13 protein-coding genes are annotated in these 17,401 nt (G+C 56.7%); 10 read left to right on the forward strand and 3 right to left on the reverse strand.

The features are described 5' to 3' along the window. Window positions 1–111: 111 nt before the first annotated feature. The 3 genes from IG617_RS17260 to IG617_RS17270 all read left to right on the forward strand — a co-directional run bounded on the left by IG617_RS17260 (window position 112) and on the right by IG617_RS17270 (window position 5,589). Window positions 112–582: a nucleoside deaminase gene (locus tag IG617_RS17260; protein WP_209008568.1), complete on the forward strand. Its 471-nt coding sequence runs from the start codon at window positions 112–114 to the stop codon at window positions 580–582. Between the two features lie 209 nt (window positions 583–791). Continuing rightward, the gene (amt, locus tag IG617_RS17265) at window positions 792–4,010 is read left to right on the forward strand and encodes an ammonium transporter (protein ID WP_192110478.1); all 3,219 of its coding nucleotides are present in this window, start codon (window positions 792–794) and stop codon (window positions 4,008–4,010) included. Between the two features lie 415 nt (window positions 4,011–4,425). Continuing rightward, the gene (locus tag IG617_RS17270) at window positions 4,426–5,589 is read left to right on the forward strand and encodes a porin (protein ID WP_192110479.1); all 1,164 of its coding nucleotides are present in this window, start codon (window positions 4,426–4,428) and stop codon (window positions 5,587–5,589) included. Between the two features lie 37 nt (window positions 5,590–5,626). Here IG617_RS17270 and mutL read toward each other — a convergent pair whose 3' ends face one another. Then, on the reverse strand, window positions 5,627–7,513 hold the full coding sequence (mutL, locus tag IG617_RS17275) for a DNA mismatch repair endonuclease MutL (RefSeq protein WP_192110480.1): 1,887 nt from the start codon (window positions 7,511–7,513) through the stop codon (window positions 5,627–5,629). A 111-nt stretch (window positions 7,514–7,624) separates the two neighbouring features. Here mutL and IG617_RS17280 point away from each other — a divergent pair, with 111 nt between their 5' ends. Beyond that, the gene (locus IG617_RS17280) at window positions 7,625–8,497 is read left to right on the forward strand and encodes a TIGR01459 family HAD-type hydrolase (RefSeq protein WP_192110481.1); all 873 of its coding nucleotides are present in this window, start codon (window positions 7,625–7,627) and stop codon (window positions 8,495–8,497) included. Window positions 8,498–8,567: 70 nt separating this feature from the next. Here IG617_RS17280 and IG617_RS17285 read toward each other — a convergent pair whose 3' ends face one another. Together IG617_RS17285 and IG617_RS17290 are read right to left on the reverse strand one after the other, a co-directional pair. Beyond that, window positions 8,568–9,242: a chemotaxis protein gene (locus IG617_RS17285; RefSeq protein ID WP_209003990.1), complete on the reverse strand. Its 675-nt coding sequence runs from the start codon at window positions 9,240–9,242 to the stop codon at window positions 8,568–8,570. A gap of 178 nt (window positions 9,243–9,420) precedes the next feature. Beyond that, window positions 9,421–9,804 carry a response regulator gene (locus tag IG617_RS17290; protein WP_153770836.1) on the reverse strand — a complete coding sequence of 128 codons (384 nt, stop codon included), beginning with the start codon at window positions 9,802–9,804 and terminating at the stop codon, window positions 9,421–9,423. A 246-nt stretch (window positions 9,805–10,050) separates the two neighbouring features. Between IG617_RS17290 and IG617_RS17295 the strand changes: the two genes are divergently transcribed. The 6 genes from IG617_RS17295 (at window position 10,051) to IG617_RS17320 (ending at window position 17,365) form a co-directional block, all read left to right on the forward strand. After that, window positions 10,051–10,497: a MaoC family dehydratase gene (locus IG617_RS17295; RefSeq protein ID WP_192110482.1), complete on the forward strand. Its 447-nt coding sequence runs from the start codon at window positions 10,051–10,053 to the stop codon at window positions 10,495–10,497. Window positions 10,498–10,694: 197 nt separating this feature from the next. Then, window positions 10,695–11,690 carry a bifunctional riboflavin kinase/FAD synthetase gene (locus IG617_RS17300; RefSeq protein ID WP_192110483.1) on the forward strand — a complete coding sequence of 332 codons (996 nt, stop codon included), beginning with the start codon at window positions 10,695–10,697 and terminating at the stop codon, window positions 11,688–11,690. Next, window positions 11,690–12,604, forward strand: a complete 915-nt coding sequence (locus IG617_RS17305) for a DMT family transporter (protein ID WP_192110484.1) — start codon at window positions 11,690–11,692, stop codon at window positions 12,602–12,604. Before IG617_RS17300 ends, IG617_RS17305 begins: the two co-directional genes overlap by 1 nt. A gap of 400 nt (window positions 12,605–13,004) precedes the next feature. Continuing rightward, window positions 13,005–15,998 (forward strand): isoleucine--tRNA ligase, encoded by a 2,994-nt coding sequence (gene ileS, locus IG617_RS17310; protein ID WP_192110485.1) that lies wholly within the window; start codon window positions 13,005–13,007, stop codon window positions 15,996–15,998. A gap of 30 nt (window positions 15,999–16,028) precedes the next feature. Beyond that, window positions 16,029–16,574, forward strand: a complete 546-nt coding sequence (gene lspA / locus IG617_RS17315; RefSeq protein ID WP_192110486.1) for a signal peptidase II — start codon at window positions 16,029–16,031, stop codon at window positions 16,572–16,574. An 86-nt stretch (window positions 16,575–16,660) separates the two neighbouring features. Beyond that, window positions 16,661–17,365 carry a hypothetical protein gene (locus IG617_RS17320; RefSeq protein WP_192110487.1) on the forward strand — a complete coding sequence of 235 codons (705 nt, stop codon included), beginning with the start codon at window positions 16,661–16,663 and terminating at the stop codon, window positions 17,363–17,365. Window positions 17,366–17,401 lie beyond the last annotated feature (36 nt).

Raw genomic sequence — 17,401 nt, forward strand, 5'->3', positions numbered from 1 at the left:
TCGCAAATGAGCCATTCGACAATCGCATGCCTTAAAGCTGACACTTGCCCAACAAGCCGCTAAAGAATGATCGATCACGCCTCAAACCCACGACGCTCTGGACCCAAAAGAATGAACGGCGCCTCAGCCAATGTCGGCTCGAACAACTTCATGGAACTCGCTCTCGAGGAAGCGCAGAAGGCAGCTGCCCGAGGCGAAGTTCCAGTCGGGGCAGTTCTCGTCCGTGAGGGGGAAATTCTCGCACGCGATGGCAACCGAACGCTGGAGTACAGCGATCCAACCGCTCATGCGGAAGTCCTGGTGATCCGGCAAGCGTGCCAGAAGCTTGAAAGCCAACGTCTTCCAGACTGCGATCTTTACGTGACGCTCGAGCCTTGCCCCATGTGCGCAGCGGCGATCTCCTTCGCCAGGATACGCCGTCTCTACTATGGAGCCGCAGACGAAAAAGGCGGAGCGGTCGATCACGGCACGCGTTTTTTCTGCCAGCCCACCTGCCATCACGTGCCAGAGGTCTATTCCGGGATTTCAGAGCGTGCCGCGGCAGGCCTGCTCAAAGACTTTTTCCAGTCCAAGAGGGCCTGATCTAAGCATTTGGCACCCGGTGTCCACGCTGAATTGGTTAAAGCAATATTAGCAAACAGCTAAATGCACATTTTGTAAGCAATACTCATTTGCACCAATACAACACTCATGAGCTATCGAATATATATCGTATTAATTACCTATACGCATACTCATGATTAACCCTTTGGAGGAAATCCTGACTTCCTGATTAGAGTTGGGAACTCCAAATGAACAAGGCGTCTTTGTCCAGGCCTGTGAAACGGCTGCTTATTCTTGCGCTCGTCCAAACCGCATCCGGTACTGCACGAGCGCAAGACGGAGAAGCGACTGCACTCGCAATTCAGGAGTCACTGCAACAGAGCCTCGACCTGATTTGGGTCATGGTCGCAGCGGCCCTTGTCTTGTTGATGCAGGTTGGCTTCATGCTTCTTGAGGCTGGGCTCGTCCGTTCAAAAAACTCCATCAACGTTGCTCAGAAGAATCTTCTCGACCTCACCTTCTCAGTCCTGATCTTCGCGGCGATCGGCTTCATGTTCGCCTTCGCCAGCGGCAATGGTTTCATCGTCGGCTGGGACACGAAGCTCCTCCTGCTTCAGGACCTCGAACCCTGGACCTATGCCTTTTTCGCGTTTCAGGTGATGTTCTGCGGCACCGCTGCAACCATTGTTTCGGGCGCAGTCGCCGAACGTATGCGGCTCGTCGCCTATGTCTGGTGCTCTGTCTTCACTGCGGGCATCATCTACCCGGTCTTCGCCCATTGGGCATGGGGCAATGCCCTTGTTCCGAACGAAACCGCCTTTCTCGCCGAAAGTGGCTTTGTCGACTTCGCGGGATCCACAGTCGTTCACAGCACCGGTGGCTGGATCGGTCTGGCAGCCTGCATCGTCCTTGGCCCAAGACTTGGCCGCTATGACCATGAGGGTCGCTCCATGCGCATCCAGGGCCACAGCTCAGTGCTGGCAACGGCGGGCGCATTTCTACTCTTCGTTGGCTGGATCGGGTTCAACGGCGGCTCGACTCTTTCCGCTTCGTCAGATGTAGCGCTGATTATTACCAACACGGTCCTTGCGGCGGCAGCTGGCGCAGCCGGCGGCTATTTCCTCGGCTGGCATCAAGACCGGCTCATCCTGCCCGAAAAATCGCTTTCCGGGCTTTTGGGTGGTCTGGTCGCAGTGACGGCGGGCTGTCACATTCTTTCGCCTCTCGGCGCCGCGACCGTCGGTCTGCTTGGCGGCCTTGTGGCGGTCTATGCAAACATCGTCCTCGACGGCAAATTCAAGATTGATGATCCCGTCGGAGCGATCGGGGTGCATGGTTTCGCCGGCATTGCCGGAACCATCGGGCTCGTGTTTCTCGCGCCCGAAGCCAGCCTGCCTTTGGGCGATCGCGGTTCTCAGCTTCTCGTTCAGCTCGAGGGTGTCGTGCTGAACTTCATCTGGTGCTTCGGGCTAGGCTTTCTGTTTCTGAAGGCCTTGTGCCGTTTTATTCCGCTCAGAGTGCTACCGGCCGACGAAGAAATCGGCATGAACGAGGCCGAACATGGAACCCGGCTCGGCATCGGACATGTTGAAGACGCACTCGACAAGGTCATCGCCGGCAAGGCCGACCTCAACATGCGCCTGAAAGTGTCTCCTGGAGATGATTCTGAACGACTGACGCGCATGTTCAACGCCCTGATGGACACCATCCAGAGTGAAGAGGTCGCGCAAATCAGGGTGGCCGACGCCAAGCGCACCCGAGAAGAGTCCGAGCGTCTGTCCGCCTTGGCGAACGCAACCTTCGACGCCATCGTCATTTCGGTCGATGGCCGAATTCTGGACGGCAATGCGGCACTGGAAGAGTTGCTCGGCTATGAGATTGAAGAGCTGAAAATGCGCGGCCTCTACGAGTTTGTGCAGTCCGAGCTCGCAGGCACGCTTGAGAGCCACCTGGTCAAGGCCGAGCTCAGCCCGAGAGAGCTCGAGATGGTCAATCGCAGTGGAGAAACCATACCGGTCGAGATCCGGACTCGCGTTATCTCCTACAGGGGAACACCGACACGTGTCTCCGCGCTCGTCGACTTGCGTCAGCGCAAGGAGGCCGAAGCTCAGATACTGCATCTGGCTCAACACGACCCCTTGACGGATCTGCCCAACCGGGCCGTCTTCAATGCGGAACTCAATCGCGCCATCGGGAAATTCCAAGACAAGGGCAAAGCCGCAGCGCTTTTGCTGATTGACCTGGATCGCTTCAAGGACATCAACGACCTTCACGGACATCCGATTGGCGATCAGGTCATCCGGGTCACCGCGGAGCGCTTGCGGGAACATAGCCGGAAACAAGATACCATTTCTCGGCTGGGCGGTGATGAATTCGCGCTTATCCAGAGTGATATTCAGTTCGCGAACCAGGCTGCCGACATGGCCCATCGCCTTGTTCAAAAGCTGTCCGAACCAATTGAATGTGGCAATGGCATAACCTTGAGGCCAAGCGCCAGCATCGGGATCGCGTTGGTTGGCGGCAGGGACGATACGACAGACTCCGTCGTCTCCAACGCCGATATTGCGCTCTACAATGCAAAAAACATGGGCCGAAATACCTATTGCCTGTTTCAGGCGGGAATGGGCGACCTGGTGCGCCAACGTCGCGAGCTTGAAGAAGATCTCCATGCTGCGATCGAGGAAGGGCAATTCGAACTCTTCTATCAACCGAGACTGGATCTGAATTCCGGCTCGATTGAATCCTACGAAGCATTGATCCGCTGGAACCACCCGGAAAAAGGGCTGGTTAGCCCGGTTGACTTCATTCCCGCGGCGGAGGGGTCCGGCCAGATCATTCCAATCGGCAAATGGGTCATTCAAACTGCTCTCGCGACAGCTGCCGATGAGTTGCCAACCGCACGTCTAAGCGTGAACGTCAGTCCGGTTCAGTTTCGCGACAATGATTTCGTAGAAGATGTCCGCCGGGCAATCGAAGCATCTGGTATCCCAGCAAGCAGACTCGAACTGGAAATCACAGAAAACCTTCTCATTGAGGACGATGCCAGGGCGCTCTCAATCCTCACAAGTCTGAAAGCCATTGGCGTCAAGATCGCTCTGGACGACTTCGGGGTTGGGTATTCTTCTCTTGGCTACCTAAGCCGTTTTCCATTCGATACCATCAAGATCGATCGTTCATTCGTTAGCGATGCAGGCAAGAACAGCAATTCACTCGCCATCATCGAAACGGTCGTCCGCCTCGGCAAAGCCTTGAACATGAGGGTCGTTGCAGAAGGGATCGAAGACCTGGAAACGCTCAATCTCCTCATCAGGAGTGGCTGTAACGAGATTCAGGGTTTCCTGATCGGCAGACCTCAGCCAGTGAGAGCTCTCGGCGTCGACATTCCAACTTCCGTCGAAGCCGCCCTGAAAGCCAAGGGATCACCGCCGACGCGGGAGGACACTCTTCCAATGATGATGAAACATTGATTCTCGGTTTCGAATGAGTTCCGCCGCGAGACATTGCGACCCTGCACGACGCAAACATCAGACTGCAGATTTCGGCCTCGCCAAAATCAGAGCTCAACTTTGGTAGTTGTGCAGCGAGCCTGGGATTAGGTTTTCAATCGGCACGAGCACAACCCGGCATCGGATTTCTTGCGGCAGTATCGAGGCGCAGAGCTTAACTCTCTCGCAAACGCTTCAAGCACGCTGCCCGAATAACGTGTATTACGCATCGTGATACTACGTAAATGTTGCGATGTGGTCACAGCTTTCCGCAATCTGCCCTTCCGAGTGCAATGCCTACGTCCGCGCCATACCAACGTCACACAGAATAACGTAGGGTTTCTCTTGTACGGGCGCTATCGCGCGCCACGCTCTCCATGGGTTTAGGAGTATCGCCATGCGTTTTGCACCCCTCGCTATTGCGGCATTTGGCCTTCTGCCGCTGTCGACAGCTTCTTTCGCCGCCGACCTGCCAGTCGCTCCCGAGCCGATTGACTACGTGCGCGTTTGCGACAGCTACGGCAGCCGCTTTTATTATATCCCGGGCACAGAGACATGCCTGCGCGTTGGCGGCCGTGTCCGCGTTGAATATCGTTTCAACAACTTCGGCAGCGCTCCAAATAACTGGTCTGATCGCAGCGACGACGACCTCAACTTCCGCGGCCGCGGCTACCTTTACTTGGACTCGCGCACAAACACGGAATTTGGCCTGCTGCGCACCTACACCAGCATGTACCTTACCAATACAAGCGGTAGCGAAAGCTCCTCACTGGAGTTTGCCTACATTCAGTTTGGTGGCTTCACCTTCGGCCATGCGCAGTCGTTCTGGGATTTCTGGACCGGCTATTCCTATGGTGCTCAGCTAACCGACTACTCGGATGTCAAATCCAACGTTCTTGCCTACACTGGTTCGTTCGGCAACGGTTTCTCAGCCACGGTGTCTCTGGAAGACGCAAATTCCCGTCAGTCCAACCTCATCTCGGCCGGAGGCAATGGCTACGCAGGTACAAAGATGCCAGATCTGGTCGCCAATCTTCGCGTCGACCAGGGCTGGGGATCCGCACAGTTGATGGGCGCCTTGCACCAGGTCCGCTTTGCTGATGCGTCTGCAGACGGCACCCTTGGCTGGGTCATCGGCGGAGGTGTCGAGGTGAACGTGCCGATCCTGGGCCAAGACGACGCCTTCGTTATCCAGGTCGCCTATTCTGACGGCGCCAGCGCCTTCCCGCTGGACACCTGGGATGACCAGATCACGGACGCCATCAACGTTGGTGGAAGCACAAAAACCACCAAGACCTGGAACATCTCGGCGGGCTGGAACCACAATTTTTCCAAGACACTCGAAGCCAACCTTGAAGGCGGGTATCACGTTGCTGACGCTGGCACCGCAGCCTATGACTTCAGCCAGTGGGGCATCACGGGCAACGTTGTCTGGAAACCGGTTCCCGGCTTCGGCATTGGCGGCGAATTGCAGTACCGCGAAGTCGACTACGATACCGCTTCAGGCTTGAGCGACAAGGACGAGATCTACGGCACCCTGCGGGTTCAAAGAACGTTCTAATCGAAAGACAAGGAGCCCCTTCAACGAAGGGGCTCCTTCATTTCCGACCGAAGAGCTTTTCGATGTCGGAGAGCTTGAGCTCCACCCATGTAGGGCGGCCGTGATTGCACTGTCCTGACAGGGGCGTGGCCTCCATGTCCCTCAAAAGCGCATCCATTTCCTGCGCCCGCATGCGGCGCCCGGCGCGGATCGAACCGTGGCACGCCATGGTCGCAGCGACGTGGTCAAGCTTTTCACGCAGTCCCGTTGCCGTATCCCATTCTGCGAGCTCATCCGCCAGGTCCGTGACAAGGCCACGGATATCCATGTCACCGAGCATTGCGGGGGTCTCTCGAACGGCAATTGCGCCTGGTCCGAAGGCCTCTAGACAAAGCCCGACTTCAGTCAGGTCATCGGCCCGCTCCACCAAACGGCCCACGTCTTCTTCGGGCAACTCGATGACTTCCGGAATCAAGAGGATCTGTCGCGCGACCTCTTTCTTTGCGAGGGCCTCTTTCAGGCGCTCATAGACCAGGCGTTCGTGGGCGGCGTGTTGATCGACAATCACGACACCATCGTCGGTCTGTGAAATGATGTAGGTCTCGTGGACCTGCGCCCGCGCTGCGCCAAGCGGAAGCGACATCCGGCCCTGGTCCGGCGCAACATCATTCGCCCTTGCATCCGCCGATGGTTTCACCAGGCCTTGCAAGACAGCCGGCATCTCCCCTGACTGCAAAGCCATGAGATCTTCAGCGTCCGCTAAGCCCAGGCCCGCAGCATGGTGCGTTGCCGCTGGCGCAAAGTCTGAAACATCCCAGCCACGAGACGTCTCTGGGTGGACCGCAGACGCCCGATAGATATCGCCTTGCGGAGGCGCAGAATGGGTAGGTCCGAAACCGGACGCCCGAATTGCCTCCATCGCGACTGCGGCATTTGACGTGGATGATCTGTGGCCGGCCTGGACCAGGGCGTGCTTTATCGAACCAACAAGCAGTCCTCGAACCAACTGTCCATCGCGGAAACGGACATCCGCCTTCGCCGGATGAACGTTCACGTCTACGAGAGCAGGTTCGAGCTCAACGAAAAGCACGACGACCGGATGGCGATCCCGTGCCAACACATCCGCGTAAGCACCACGCAGGCCTGACAGCAACAACTTGTCCTTGACCGGGCGGCCATTCACGAAAAAGAACTGGTGCTGCGCATTGCCACGGTGATGGGTTGGCAATCCGGCAAATCCGGTTAGGCGTACGCCCTCACGTTCGGCATCGATTTCCATGGCATTGTCGACAAAATCCTGACCGAGAATCTGAGCGATGCGTGCCATGCGCGGGTCATCGCCCCGGGCTGCCGGCCAGGACTGCGGCTGACGGTCTGCCCCTGACAGGGAAAAGCCAACCGTTGGGTAGGCGAGCGCGATCCGCTTGACGATTTCAGTGACTGCTGCTGTCTCGGCACGGTCCGATTTCAGAAATTTCAATCTGGCAGGCGTTGCGAAAAAGAGGTCACGGACCTCAACTTGTGTGCCCATGCGTCGGGCTGCCGGCATTACTGGCGTTTCGACGCCGCCTTCGATGGCAATCTTCCAGGCATGATCTTCGTCCTGGTGCCGGGTCTGAATACCCAGTCGTGCAACGGAACCGATCGAAGGCAAAGCTTCGCCCCTGAAACCGAGCGTACGAATGTCGAACAGATTGTCTTCGGTGATCTTGGAGGTGCAATGCCGACGCACCGCAAGTTCCAGATCAGCCTTGCGCATGCCATGCCCATCGTCAGAGACACGCATCAAGGTCTTTCCACCCGCAGCAGTAACGATTTCGATTGAGGAAGCCCCGGCGTCGACTGCGTTTTCGACGAGTTCCTTGATGACGCTGGCCGGTCGCTCGATGACTTCACCGGCAGCGATCCGGTTGATGACATCTTCGCCCAATTGCCTGACGTGCATTCAAAGCCCTTTCCACTGTTTCGCAGACAGCTTGCTTCCTATATGGTCCCGCGCGACGACCATCGATTCCGTCGCACTCTATCAGATCCCCCAGCTTCCGAGTGACCCATCATGACAGCTTCTGCACCGCTTCTTGTCCCCGGCCTTCGCTCGCTCGCGCCGGCCTATCACGGGATCCTATGTGATGTCTGGGGTGTTCTGCACAATGGGGTGAGTGCATTTGAGCAAGCGCATCAGGCCCTTGCCTCGTTTCGACGAGAGGCTGGAGGCACCGTTGTCCTGATCACAAATGCGCCACGTCCCAATGCCCCGATCAGAGAACAGCTGGCTGGGTTTGGCGTGCCGCTTGAAGCTTATGATGACATTGTCACGTCAGGCGATGTCACGCGCGACCTGCTGCATGCCAACGCTGGCGCGAAGCTGCTTCATATAGGTCCGGAAAGAGACTTGCCGCTTTATGACGAGACAGGTGTTGTCCTGGCATCGGAAGAAGATGCGGAGTTGATCAGCTGTACCGGTCTTTTTGACGACGAAAACGAAACACCCGATGATTACCGTGATCGCCTCTCGATTTTGGCAAAACGCGGATTGACCATGATTTGCGCCAATCCCGATATCGTCGTTGAGCGCGGTGACCGGCTCATATGGTGCGCCGGCGCTCTCGCTCGGCTTTATGAAGACCTCGGAGGCACCGTCTCGATCCTCGGCAAACCCCATGCGCCAATTTACAAGGCAGCGGTCGAACGATTGGAAGCGATACGCGGCGGCCCGGTTGATCCACAAAAGATCCTGGCAGTCGGAGACGGCTTGCCGACGGATATTCGCGGAGCCGTTTCTCAGGATCTGGATGTTCTCTTCATCACCGGCGGCATTCATGCCGCGGACTTCGGTGCAACAGATGATCCCGACGAGCATCTTGTTCTGCGCCGCCTTGCCGAAGAAGGCCTTCGGGCACGAGCCGCTGTTCCACGCCTGATCTGGTAGAGCCATTCTAGAAACACAAAAGGCCGCCCAAAACGGACGGCCTTTTTTATTCTCTGTTTTGAGCTCTATCTCAATCGAAAAGCTTGTCGATGTCTGCCTGTGCATCGCCAAGCATGGCGTCGATGTCGTTCTGCGAGACACCCTCGCCATCGTGTTGAGGGCCGTGCAGGATCAATTCCCGCTGGCGACGCTCTTCATCGGTCTCTTCGGAAGGCGCTTCCATATCTTCCGGAATACGCAATTTGTCTACAAAGGCGCTTACACGCTCATCGATGTAGTTGAGCGTCGAAACCACCTTCGAAATTCGCTGTCCAGTGATATCCTGGAAGGTGCAAGCTTCGAAAATTCCGATCATTTTGCCGCTGACGAGCTCCTGATAGGCTTCAGGATCGCTGGTATCGGCGCACATGATCTCTTCGGCTGCTTCCATGATCGAATTGGTTGCGGTCTCAGTGGCCTCAACAATCGCATCAAGCTCACGCCCTGCACTCGGGATCTTGCTTGAAGTCATGTCATTGGCACGCAACGCAGTGATCTCATCCTTCATTCGGGAGATTTCACGGGCGATCATCGTCAACTCTTCAGTGACGGCAGGCTGCACAGTGGTTAGGAAGTCATGCATCGAACCCGACATGACTTCTGCAAGGTGCATAACGTCATTCAGTGATACATCACCGCCACGGCTTTTGTTTTCTTGAAGGAAATCGATGACTCGCGCCACGTTTTCCTTTGTCATTCCGGCCATTTTTAAGCCTTTCTTGAGAGAAGCGCTATTCTTCGCCCCTGCCCGTCCCGAAGCAGTTCAAGAGAGCGTCGAATGCTACGCTGGCGGTGCCCGTGCCCCCCGGCACAGTCCCCCAATTATTTTTATTGTTCGGCGCGGGCGGTCCCGGTTTTCCGGGCTCCGCCAGTCGCAGGGCCTTCTATTCTGAGAAGACCGCTTCGATCTTGCCCTTCAGCGTCTGCGCATTGAACGGCTTCACGATGTAGTTGTTCACGCCGGCCTTTTTGGCTGCGATCACGTTTTCAGTCTTGGATTCAGCAGTCACCATAATAAATGGTGTTTTGCTGAGGCTGCCGTCGGCGCGAACCTGCTTTAGCAGTTCGTAACCGGTCATCGGCTCCATATTCCAATCCGAGATGACCAGCCCGTATTTGCGCTGCTTCATCTTTTCCAGGGCTTCGGTGCCATCGGCTGCGTCGTCAATGTCTTCGAAACCAAGCTGTTTCAGCAAGTTCCGGATAATACGAATCATCGTCTTGTAGTCATCGACCACGAGGACCGGCATCTGAAGATCAAGGGCCATCGTCTACTCCATACTGTCAAGCTGCGCGGCCCTTGGCCTTGGGCCGTGGAAACGCGATATGACTTTAAAGGAGAGAGACACTTAAAGTGTCCTCGCCTCCCCACACCTGATGGACATTAGGACAAGCCCCTGAAAAGTCCGTTAATGCGCGATATTTTATGCATCCAAAGCCCAATTGCTGTGATCAGCCATGTTCCATAGCCTGCAAATCCAACGGTTTCCGGCGAAAAATTGAAATGGACGGCTATGCTTGAATTGCAAAGATTATGCTATGAAGATCTCAAGATCGGCATGACAGAAACACTGATCAAACATGTCAGTTCATCTGATGTTGTCGGTTTTGCCGAGGTTTCAGGCGACCGAAACCCGATACATCTTTCGGAGCACTTCGCGGCAAAGACGCCGTTCAAAACAAGAATCGCGCACGGTCTCTATACCGCAAGTCTTATTTCCGCGGTCTTGGGGACACGGCTGCCTGGACCCGGCGCCATCTATCTTTCGCAGACCTTGAACTTCAAGGCACCGGTCAGGATTGGTGACGACGTTCTTGTTGCCGTCACGGTCGAAGAACTCATGGAGCGCGGCAACCGTGCAAGGCTTTCGTGTATCTGCAGTGTTGACGATACCGTCGTTCTTGAAGGCGAAGCGCTTGTCAAAGTGCCGACGCGCGAGGAAGATCGCCTGGATCGGTGAACGTTGGGTGCGTTTCGGGTACAACTGACGACCCAAGCGTTTCTTCCCTCCGAGGCTGCTTGACCTTTCGGGGCTAAAACGGCAATTTCGCGCCCTGGGTTCTTGACCCTTTCTAAAGGACAGCTTCTCGCTTGCGATGCGCTGCTTTTGCGACATCTGCCCCGGCCCGACACGGCCGGAGCCCAAAGGTTTTCTGCATGCCCGGTAACTCCCCCGCCGATTTTTCGGTCGTAACGGATCTCAATGCCTTCTCAGCACATCTGAAGGGTGGCGTCGTCGCGATTGGTAATTTCGACGGCGTCCACCGCGGACACCGGGCCGTTCTGGGCGAAGCACTTGAGCTCGGCAAGCGGCTGAAGTGCCCGGTCTACGCGATGACGTTTGAGCCGCATCCGCGAACCGTCTTCAATTCAGATCATCCAGTTTTTCGTCTGACACCCTTTGACGCGAAATGCGAAATCTTAAAGGACTGCGACCTAAACGGCGTCCTCATGTTGCCTTTCACCAGGGAGTTCGCCGGCGTCGAGGCACAAGACTTCGTGCGCGATATCCTGATTGAAAGGCTCGCGATCAGCCATGCGGTCACAGGATATGACTTTCATTTCGGTAAAGCGCGCAAAGGCACCCCGGACTTCTTAAGGCAGGCCGGGGACAATCATGGTTTCGGTGTCAGCATTGTCTCACCCGAAAACGACGAAGGAGCCGAGATCATTTCTTCGTCACGGATCAGGCAGGCTCTATCGGACGGCGAGATCCCTCTTGCCAATGGGCTGCTCGGATACCGTTGGTTCTTCGATGCGCATGTACAGCATGGCGACAAGCGCGGCCGGGATCTCGGCTATCCCACAGCCAATTTGAGCCTTGGCGTAGGATGTCCTTTGAAGCATGGCATCTATGCCGTAAAGGCACGCGTTGACGACGAGCTGGTTGACGGCGTCGCCAGCTTCGGCCGCAGACCCACTTTTGACAATGGCTCGCCTCTCTTTGAAGTTCACCTCTTCGATTTCAAGCAGGACCTTTACGGCAAGATGCTTAGAATTCATCTCGTCTCATATCTGCGCGGCGAAGAAAAGTTCGCCACTGTTGAAGCCTTGATCGAACAGATGGATCAGGACAGCGAAGAAGCCCGTTCGGCGCTCGCCTCCATGCAGCCGATTTCTGCCCTTGACCTACAACTCACCCAGGTCACCTGATGGCAAACGCCCCAGACGGACAAACCGATGCGGGTGACAGCTTCCTCGCTGTCACGCTTATGTCTGGCGCGATGCTGATCATTCCGGTGATGGACATCATCGCCAAATACCTGTCGACCAGCTTGCCACCACTCGAAGTCACATTTGGACGTTTCTTTTTCCAGTTCGTCATCTGCCTTGTCGCTGCTCTTGTGAGCGGGCGGTTGCGGGCCTTGAAGAGCAAGCGTCCCGGGATCAATTTCCTGCGTGGTTTACTGCTTGCCCTGGCGTCCCTGTTTTTCTTCACCGCCGTCAAATTCATGCCGGTCGCCACGGCCATTTCAATCTTCTTTGTTGAACCGATGATCCTGACGATCCTGGCTGCTCTTATCCTGAAGGAGAAATTCGGATTGCGTCGGGTCGGAGCAATTGTCGTCGGGCTTGTCGGTGCGTTGCTTATCCTGCGCCCGAGTTTTGCCGAAGTCGGACCTGCTGCCCTGCTGCCGTTAGGGACCGCGACCTTCTTTGCGTTTTATCTTCTCTTAAATCGGCGCTACGCAGGAGCTGACAGCCTGCTTGCCGTCCAATTCAGCGCGGGCCTGGCAGGGAGCGTGGTCCTTGGATCAGCCCTTCTGGTGGGCACGTTATTGGGGCGCAGCGACTTCGCCTTCGTTGCGCCATCGTTTGATCAGCTCGCTCTGCTTGCGGCGATTGGCGCGATTTCTTTCGCCGGGCATGGGCTTGTCGTCCTGGCATTTCAACGCGGCGAGGCTTCGCTTCTCGCACCCTTCACATATATTGAGATCGTCAGCGCAACCCTGTTCGGCTATCTGGTTTTCCGAGACTTTCCTGATGCGATGACGTGGGTTGGCATTAGCCTGATCGTCGGGAGCGGTCTGTACATCGCACACCGGGAACGCATTCGCCGTCACTAAGACGGGCTATTCTCAACCCTCGAAGCATAACCCGCCAGACCCTTTTGGAAATCACCCACTCGTGATGGCACCATATGCCAGAGGCCTTGCCGATCCCTTTATGGCAGTGACGTCGTTCGATTTTGCGCGAGCCTCAGATCCAACGCTGACCACAGCGGGAATGGCTTTATTCGAACGACAAGTGCTGCTATGTCCTGCGCCATGATGTTTTGCTTCGCTTTGACACGAGCTCAAATGGTCATTCGGCCTCACCGAATTATCGGCCCGGCCTTCGGCTGACGCACGCAGCGGCGCCGAAGGACCGGGAGTTTCCCTATACGCCTACGGCCCTGAAGGCCGTTTCGAAGTTTGCCCGATGGCACGCGCTGCTCAGCGCCCATCCGACCGGATCCATTAAGTGATGACCGAGACCAAGACCCGCGACTATTCCGAAACCCTGAATCTGCCCAAAACCGACTATCCGATGCGCGCCGGCCTGCCGAAAAAAGAGCCGGAAATCATTGCGCGCTGGAAAGATATGGATCTCTACAAGAAGCTTCGTGAAGCCGGCAGCGGCCGGAACAAGTTCATCCTTCACGATGGCCCTCCCTACGCCAACGGAAACATCCATATCGGCCATGCGCTCAACAAGACCCTCAAGGACATTGTCACGCGCTCGATGCAGATGACCGGCTGGGACAGCAACTATGTTCCAGGCTGGGACTGCCACGGTCTGCCGATCGAGTGGAAGATCGAAGAACAGTACCGCGCCAAGGGCAAAAACAAAGACGAAGTTCCCGTCAACGAATTCCGTCAGGAATGCCGTGACTTTGCAGCACACTGGATCGAGGTTCAGAAAAAGGAATTCCAACGCCTCGGCATCGAGGGCGACTGGGACAATCCTTACCTAACCATGCGCTTTGAATCGGAAGCCGTGATCGCGCAAGAGCTGATGAAGTTCGCCACCTCGGGTCAGCTTTACCGCGGATCCAAGCCGGTTATGTGGTCGGTGGTGGAAAAGACCGCACTTGCGGAAGCCGAGATTGAGTATCACGACTATCAGTCAGACCAAATCTGGGTGAAGTTCCCTGTCGTCGAAGCAGGGAGCATCAATGAAGATGCTGCCGAAGAACTTCTCGACGCGGTGGTCGTCATTTGGACAACAACCCCCTGGACCATGCCGGGTAACCGCGCGGTCTCTTATTCGTCGCGCATCAGCTATGGTCTCTATGAGGTCACCCAGGACGGCCTGCCAGATGACAATTGGGTCCAGCACGGCGATACACTGATCCTGGCCGATGCACTCGCAGGTGATGTTTTCAAGAACGCACGCATTGAAGACTTCAAGAAGCTGCGCGATGTGACGGCTGATGAGCTGGCTGCACTGACTCTGGCACACCCCTATCGTGAGTTGGATCTGGGTGGATACCAGTTCGACGTGCCGCTGCTCGACGGCGATCACGTCACTGACGATGCGGGTACCGGCTTTGTGCATACCGCGCCCGGTCACGGCGTCGACGATTTTGAGATCTGGATGGCCAACGCACGCGACCTAGAAGAGCGCGACATCGATACGTCGATCCCCTTCACCGTCGCCGATGACGGCTTCTACACCAAGCAGGCGCCAGGCTTTGACGGCCATCAGGTGATCACCCACAAGGGTGAGAAGGGCAAGGCCAACAAGGCGAATATCGAAGCCCTGAAGGAAAGCGGAAACCTCATCGGGCTCGGCCGCCTGAAGCACCAGTATCCGCATTCCTGGCGTTCCAAGAAGCCGATCATCTTCCGCAACACGCCGCAGTGGTTCGTCTACATGGACAAAGGACTCGATCGTTCGAAAGGTGCGGACACGATCATCACTTCGATCAGCGGTGATACGCTTCGTAATCGTGCATTGTCTGCCATCGACAAAACGCGGTTTGTACCTGCATCGGGTCAAAACCGCCTGCGCTCGATGATCGAGAACCGCCCTGACTGGGTTCTGTCGCGCCAGCGCGCCTGGGGCGTTCCGATCACCGTGTTCATCAACAAGGACACTGCAGAAGTCCTCAAGGATGACGCTGTCAACAAGCGGATCTATGACGCCTTCGCCTCTGAAGGTGCCGATGCCTGGTTCGCGGAAGGCGCGAAGGAGCGTTTCCTCGGCAACGACTACAAGGCCGACGAATGGGACATGGTGAAGGACATCCTTGATGTCTGGTTTGATTCCGGCTCCACCCATGCCTTCTGCATGGAAAAGCGTGACGATCTGAACCCGAAGCGCAAGGGCGTGGGCGGTGACGACTATGTGCTTTACCTAGAAGGCTCCGACCAGCACCGCGGCTGGTTCCATTCCTCACTGCTTGAGAGCTGCGGCACCCGTGGTCACGCGCCCTATGACGCGGTCCTGACCCACGGCTTCACCATGGCCGAGGATGGACGCAAGATGTCCAAGTCTCTCGGCAACCAGGTGTTCCCACAGGACATCATCAAGCAGTATGGCGCCGACATCCTGCGCCTCTGGGCAGCATCCTGCGACTATGCCGAAGACCAGCGCATCGGCCCGGAAATCATCAAGACCAGCGTCGACAGCTATCGCAAGCTGCGCAACACCCTGCGCTGGATGCTCGGCTCTCTCGCGCATGCAAGCGATGAAGACGTGGCGATGGCAGAGATGCCGGAACTGGAACGCCTGATGCTGCATCGACTGGCGGAGCTGGATACGCTGGTGCGCGAAGCCTACTGGGAATTCGATTACAAACGTGTATTCCACCACCTGTTCACGTTCATGACGGTGGAGCTGTCAGCTTTCTATTTCGACATCCGCAAGGACGCACTTTACTGTGATGCCAAGTCATCGGTGCGCCGCAAGGCATCCCTTTATGTGATCGACAAGCTGTTCAACTGCCTGGTCACCTGGATGGCGCCGATGCTGCCGTTCACCATGGATGAAACCTGGACGTCCCGCTATGGCGAGGACACGTCGGTTCACCTCGAGCAGTTCCCATCCGTTCCCGCTGAATGGAAGGATGATGCTCTCGCCGCAAAGTGGGCCAAGATCAAGACCGTCCGCCGCGTCATCACCGGCGCGCTCGAGATTGAACGCCGTGAAAAGCGCATTGGCTCGTCGCTGGAAGCCCATCCGATCGTTCATGTGACCGACGCTGATTTAATGGCAGCACTGGAGGGCCGGGACATGGCAGACATCGCCATCACCAGCCAGATCACCATCACGGCCGATCCGGCACCTGAGGGCGCCTTCACGTTGGACGACACTCAGGGTGTTGCCGTGGTGCCGGGACTTGCTAGAGGCGAGAAGTGCGCACGGTCCTGGAAAATCCTCCCGGAAGTCGGTTCTGACGCCGACTATCCGGATGTCACACTGCGCGATGCGGATGCCTTGCGCGAGTGGGACAAGGACAACGCGGCGGCCTGACGGCCGCTGCCACACCTGAATCGGGAAGTCATGGACCAGCCCAACACGCCCTTATCATCCACGCCAAGCAGCTGGGCTGGTAGATGGCTATGGGGGCAGCACAGCCGCCTCGTGTTCTGGATCGCTCTGGTGGGCCTTGTTCTCGACCAAGCATCCAAAATCTGGCTTCTGTACGGTTTCAATCTTGCGCAGGCAGGACCCGTTGCGGTTCTGCCTGTGCTCGACATCGTGCTCGTCTGGAACCGCGGCATTTCCTACGGCCTGTTTCAGCAGGATGGAGATCTTGGACGCTGGATCCTCGCGATTGGCACGGTGGCTGCTACAATCGGATTGTGGATTTGGTCGGTTCGGGCCGAGACGCGCTTTCTCGCCTTCGCTCTCGCGCTCATTGTCGGCGGGGCGATCGGAAACGGCATTGACCGCCTCGCCTATGGCGCTGTCGTGGACTTCGTACACTTCCACGTGGGAACCTTCTCTTGGTACGTGTTCAACCTCGCGGACGTTTGGATCGTTGCCGGAGTCGCCGGTCTCCTGTATGACGGGTTTCAGAGCGGTCCAAATAAAGCCGCAAAATAGCGTTTAGTATGCCAACTAGGTTAGAATGCGGCGCTCAAAAAACGCACTGTGTTCGCTTTGGCAGAACAAAAAACAAGGAGTCCGGGGTGCTGCGGACGGTTTTTAAGAATTTGCGCCAAATTGCGCTCTTGCTCACGGCAGGTGCCGCACTGGCGGCATGTCAGGCGGCCGATGGAACCAGCCAAGCGCCGGATACGGCTCTTGTCGCCGGTTTGATGTCCGGCCTCGGCGCAGTAGATCCTCAAGCGAAACCGATAGAGTACAAGCCGCGTGCACCACTTGCCATGCCGGCAAATTCAACCGCTCTTCCGGAACCGGAAACTCAGGTCGCTGGCAGCAAATCCGAGGCATGGCCCAAGAATGCTGGCAACAAGGACTTGGCCGAAATCAAAGCTATTTATGCCAGTGCAGACGGACGGCATCCAGGTGTCCTCTCGCCTGAGCAGATGCGCGGCATAAACATCAGTTCCAACACGCAACGGAACATCGTTGCTGAGACGCGCGATGAAGAGGTGACCTCAGGGGATCGTCTGACAAATGCCGAAATGCGCGCGCAAAACAGCTCAGCAAATGTTTTCACAAAAGAGGTCAATGCCGTAACTAACACGAGCCTGCCGACCCGTAGATACTTGACCGACCCTCCTTCAGCCTATTCGGTGCCGTCTGCCGATGCGCCCATGCCGGACGTCGTGAGGACCGAGACCACCGCTTACAAAGACGAATACGACAGCGCGCCGCTTGACATGCGGTGCCTTGAGGAAAGCGGTGGAGAATGCCGCAGGGGTCGATAACCATTCGCCCTTCAATTCTGCTTGATCGTTTTGAAC

The sequence above is a fragment of the Roseibium polysiphoniae genome (assembly GCF_014842925.1).
Lineage (GTDB): Bacteria > Pseudomonadota > Alphaproteobacteria > Rhizobiales > Stappiaceae > Roseibium > Roseibium polysiphoniae.

Bases quoted from the DNA above. Each gene is read 5' to 3' on its own strand.
- IG617_RS17305 (WP_192110484.1), top strand. From the start codon at position 11,690: ATGGCAAACGCCCCAGACGGACAAACCGATGCGGGTGACAGCTTCCTC.
- IG617_RS17280 (WP_192110481.1), top strand. From the start codon at position 7,625: ATGACAGCTTCTGCACCGCTTCTTGTCCCCGGCCTTCGCTCGCTCGCG.
- IG617_RS17270 (WP_192110479.1), top strand. From the start codon at position 4,426: ATGCGTTTTGCACCCCTCGCTATTGCGGCATTTGGCCTTCTGCCGCTG.
- lspA (WP_192110486.1), top strand. From the start codon at position 16,029: ATGGACCAGCCCAACACGCCCTTATCATCCACGCCAAGCAGCTGGGCT.
- IG617_RS17300 (WP_192110483.1), top strand. From the start codon at position 10,695: ATGCCCGGTAACTCCCCCGCCGATTTTTCGGTCGTAACGGATCTCAAT.
- ileS (WP_192110485.1), top strand. From the start codon at position 13,005: ATGACCGAGACCAAGACCCGCGACTATTCCGAAACCCTGAATCTGCCC.
- IG617_RS17285 (WP_209003990.1), bottom strand. From the start codon at position 9,242: ATGGCCGGAATGACAAAGGAAAACGTGGCGCGAGTCATCGATTTCCTT.
- IG617_RS17295 (WP_192110482.1), top strand. From the start codon at position 10,051: ATGCTTGAATTGCAAAGATTATGCTATGAAGATCTCAAGATCGGCATG.
- amt (WP_192110478.1), top strand. From the start codon at position 792: ATGAACAAGGCGTCTTTGTCCAGGCCTGTGAAACGGCTGCTTATTCTT.
- mutL (WP_192110480.1), bottom strand. From the start codon at position 7,513: ATGCACGTCAGGCAATTGGGCGAAGATGTCATCAACCGGATCGCTGCC.
- IG617_RS17290 (WP_153770836.1), bottom strand. From the start codon at position 9,804: ATGGCCCTTGATCTTCAGATGCCGGTCCTCGTGGTCGATGACTACAAG.
- IG617_RS17260 (WP_209008568.1), top strand. From the start codon at position 112: ATGAACGGCGCCTCAGCCAATGTCGGCTCGAACAACTTCATGGAACTC.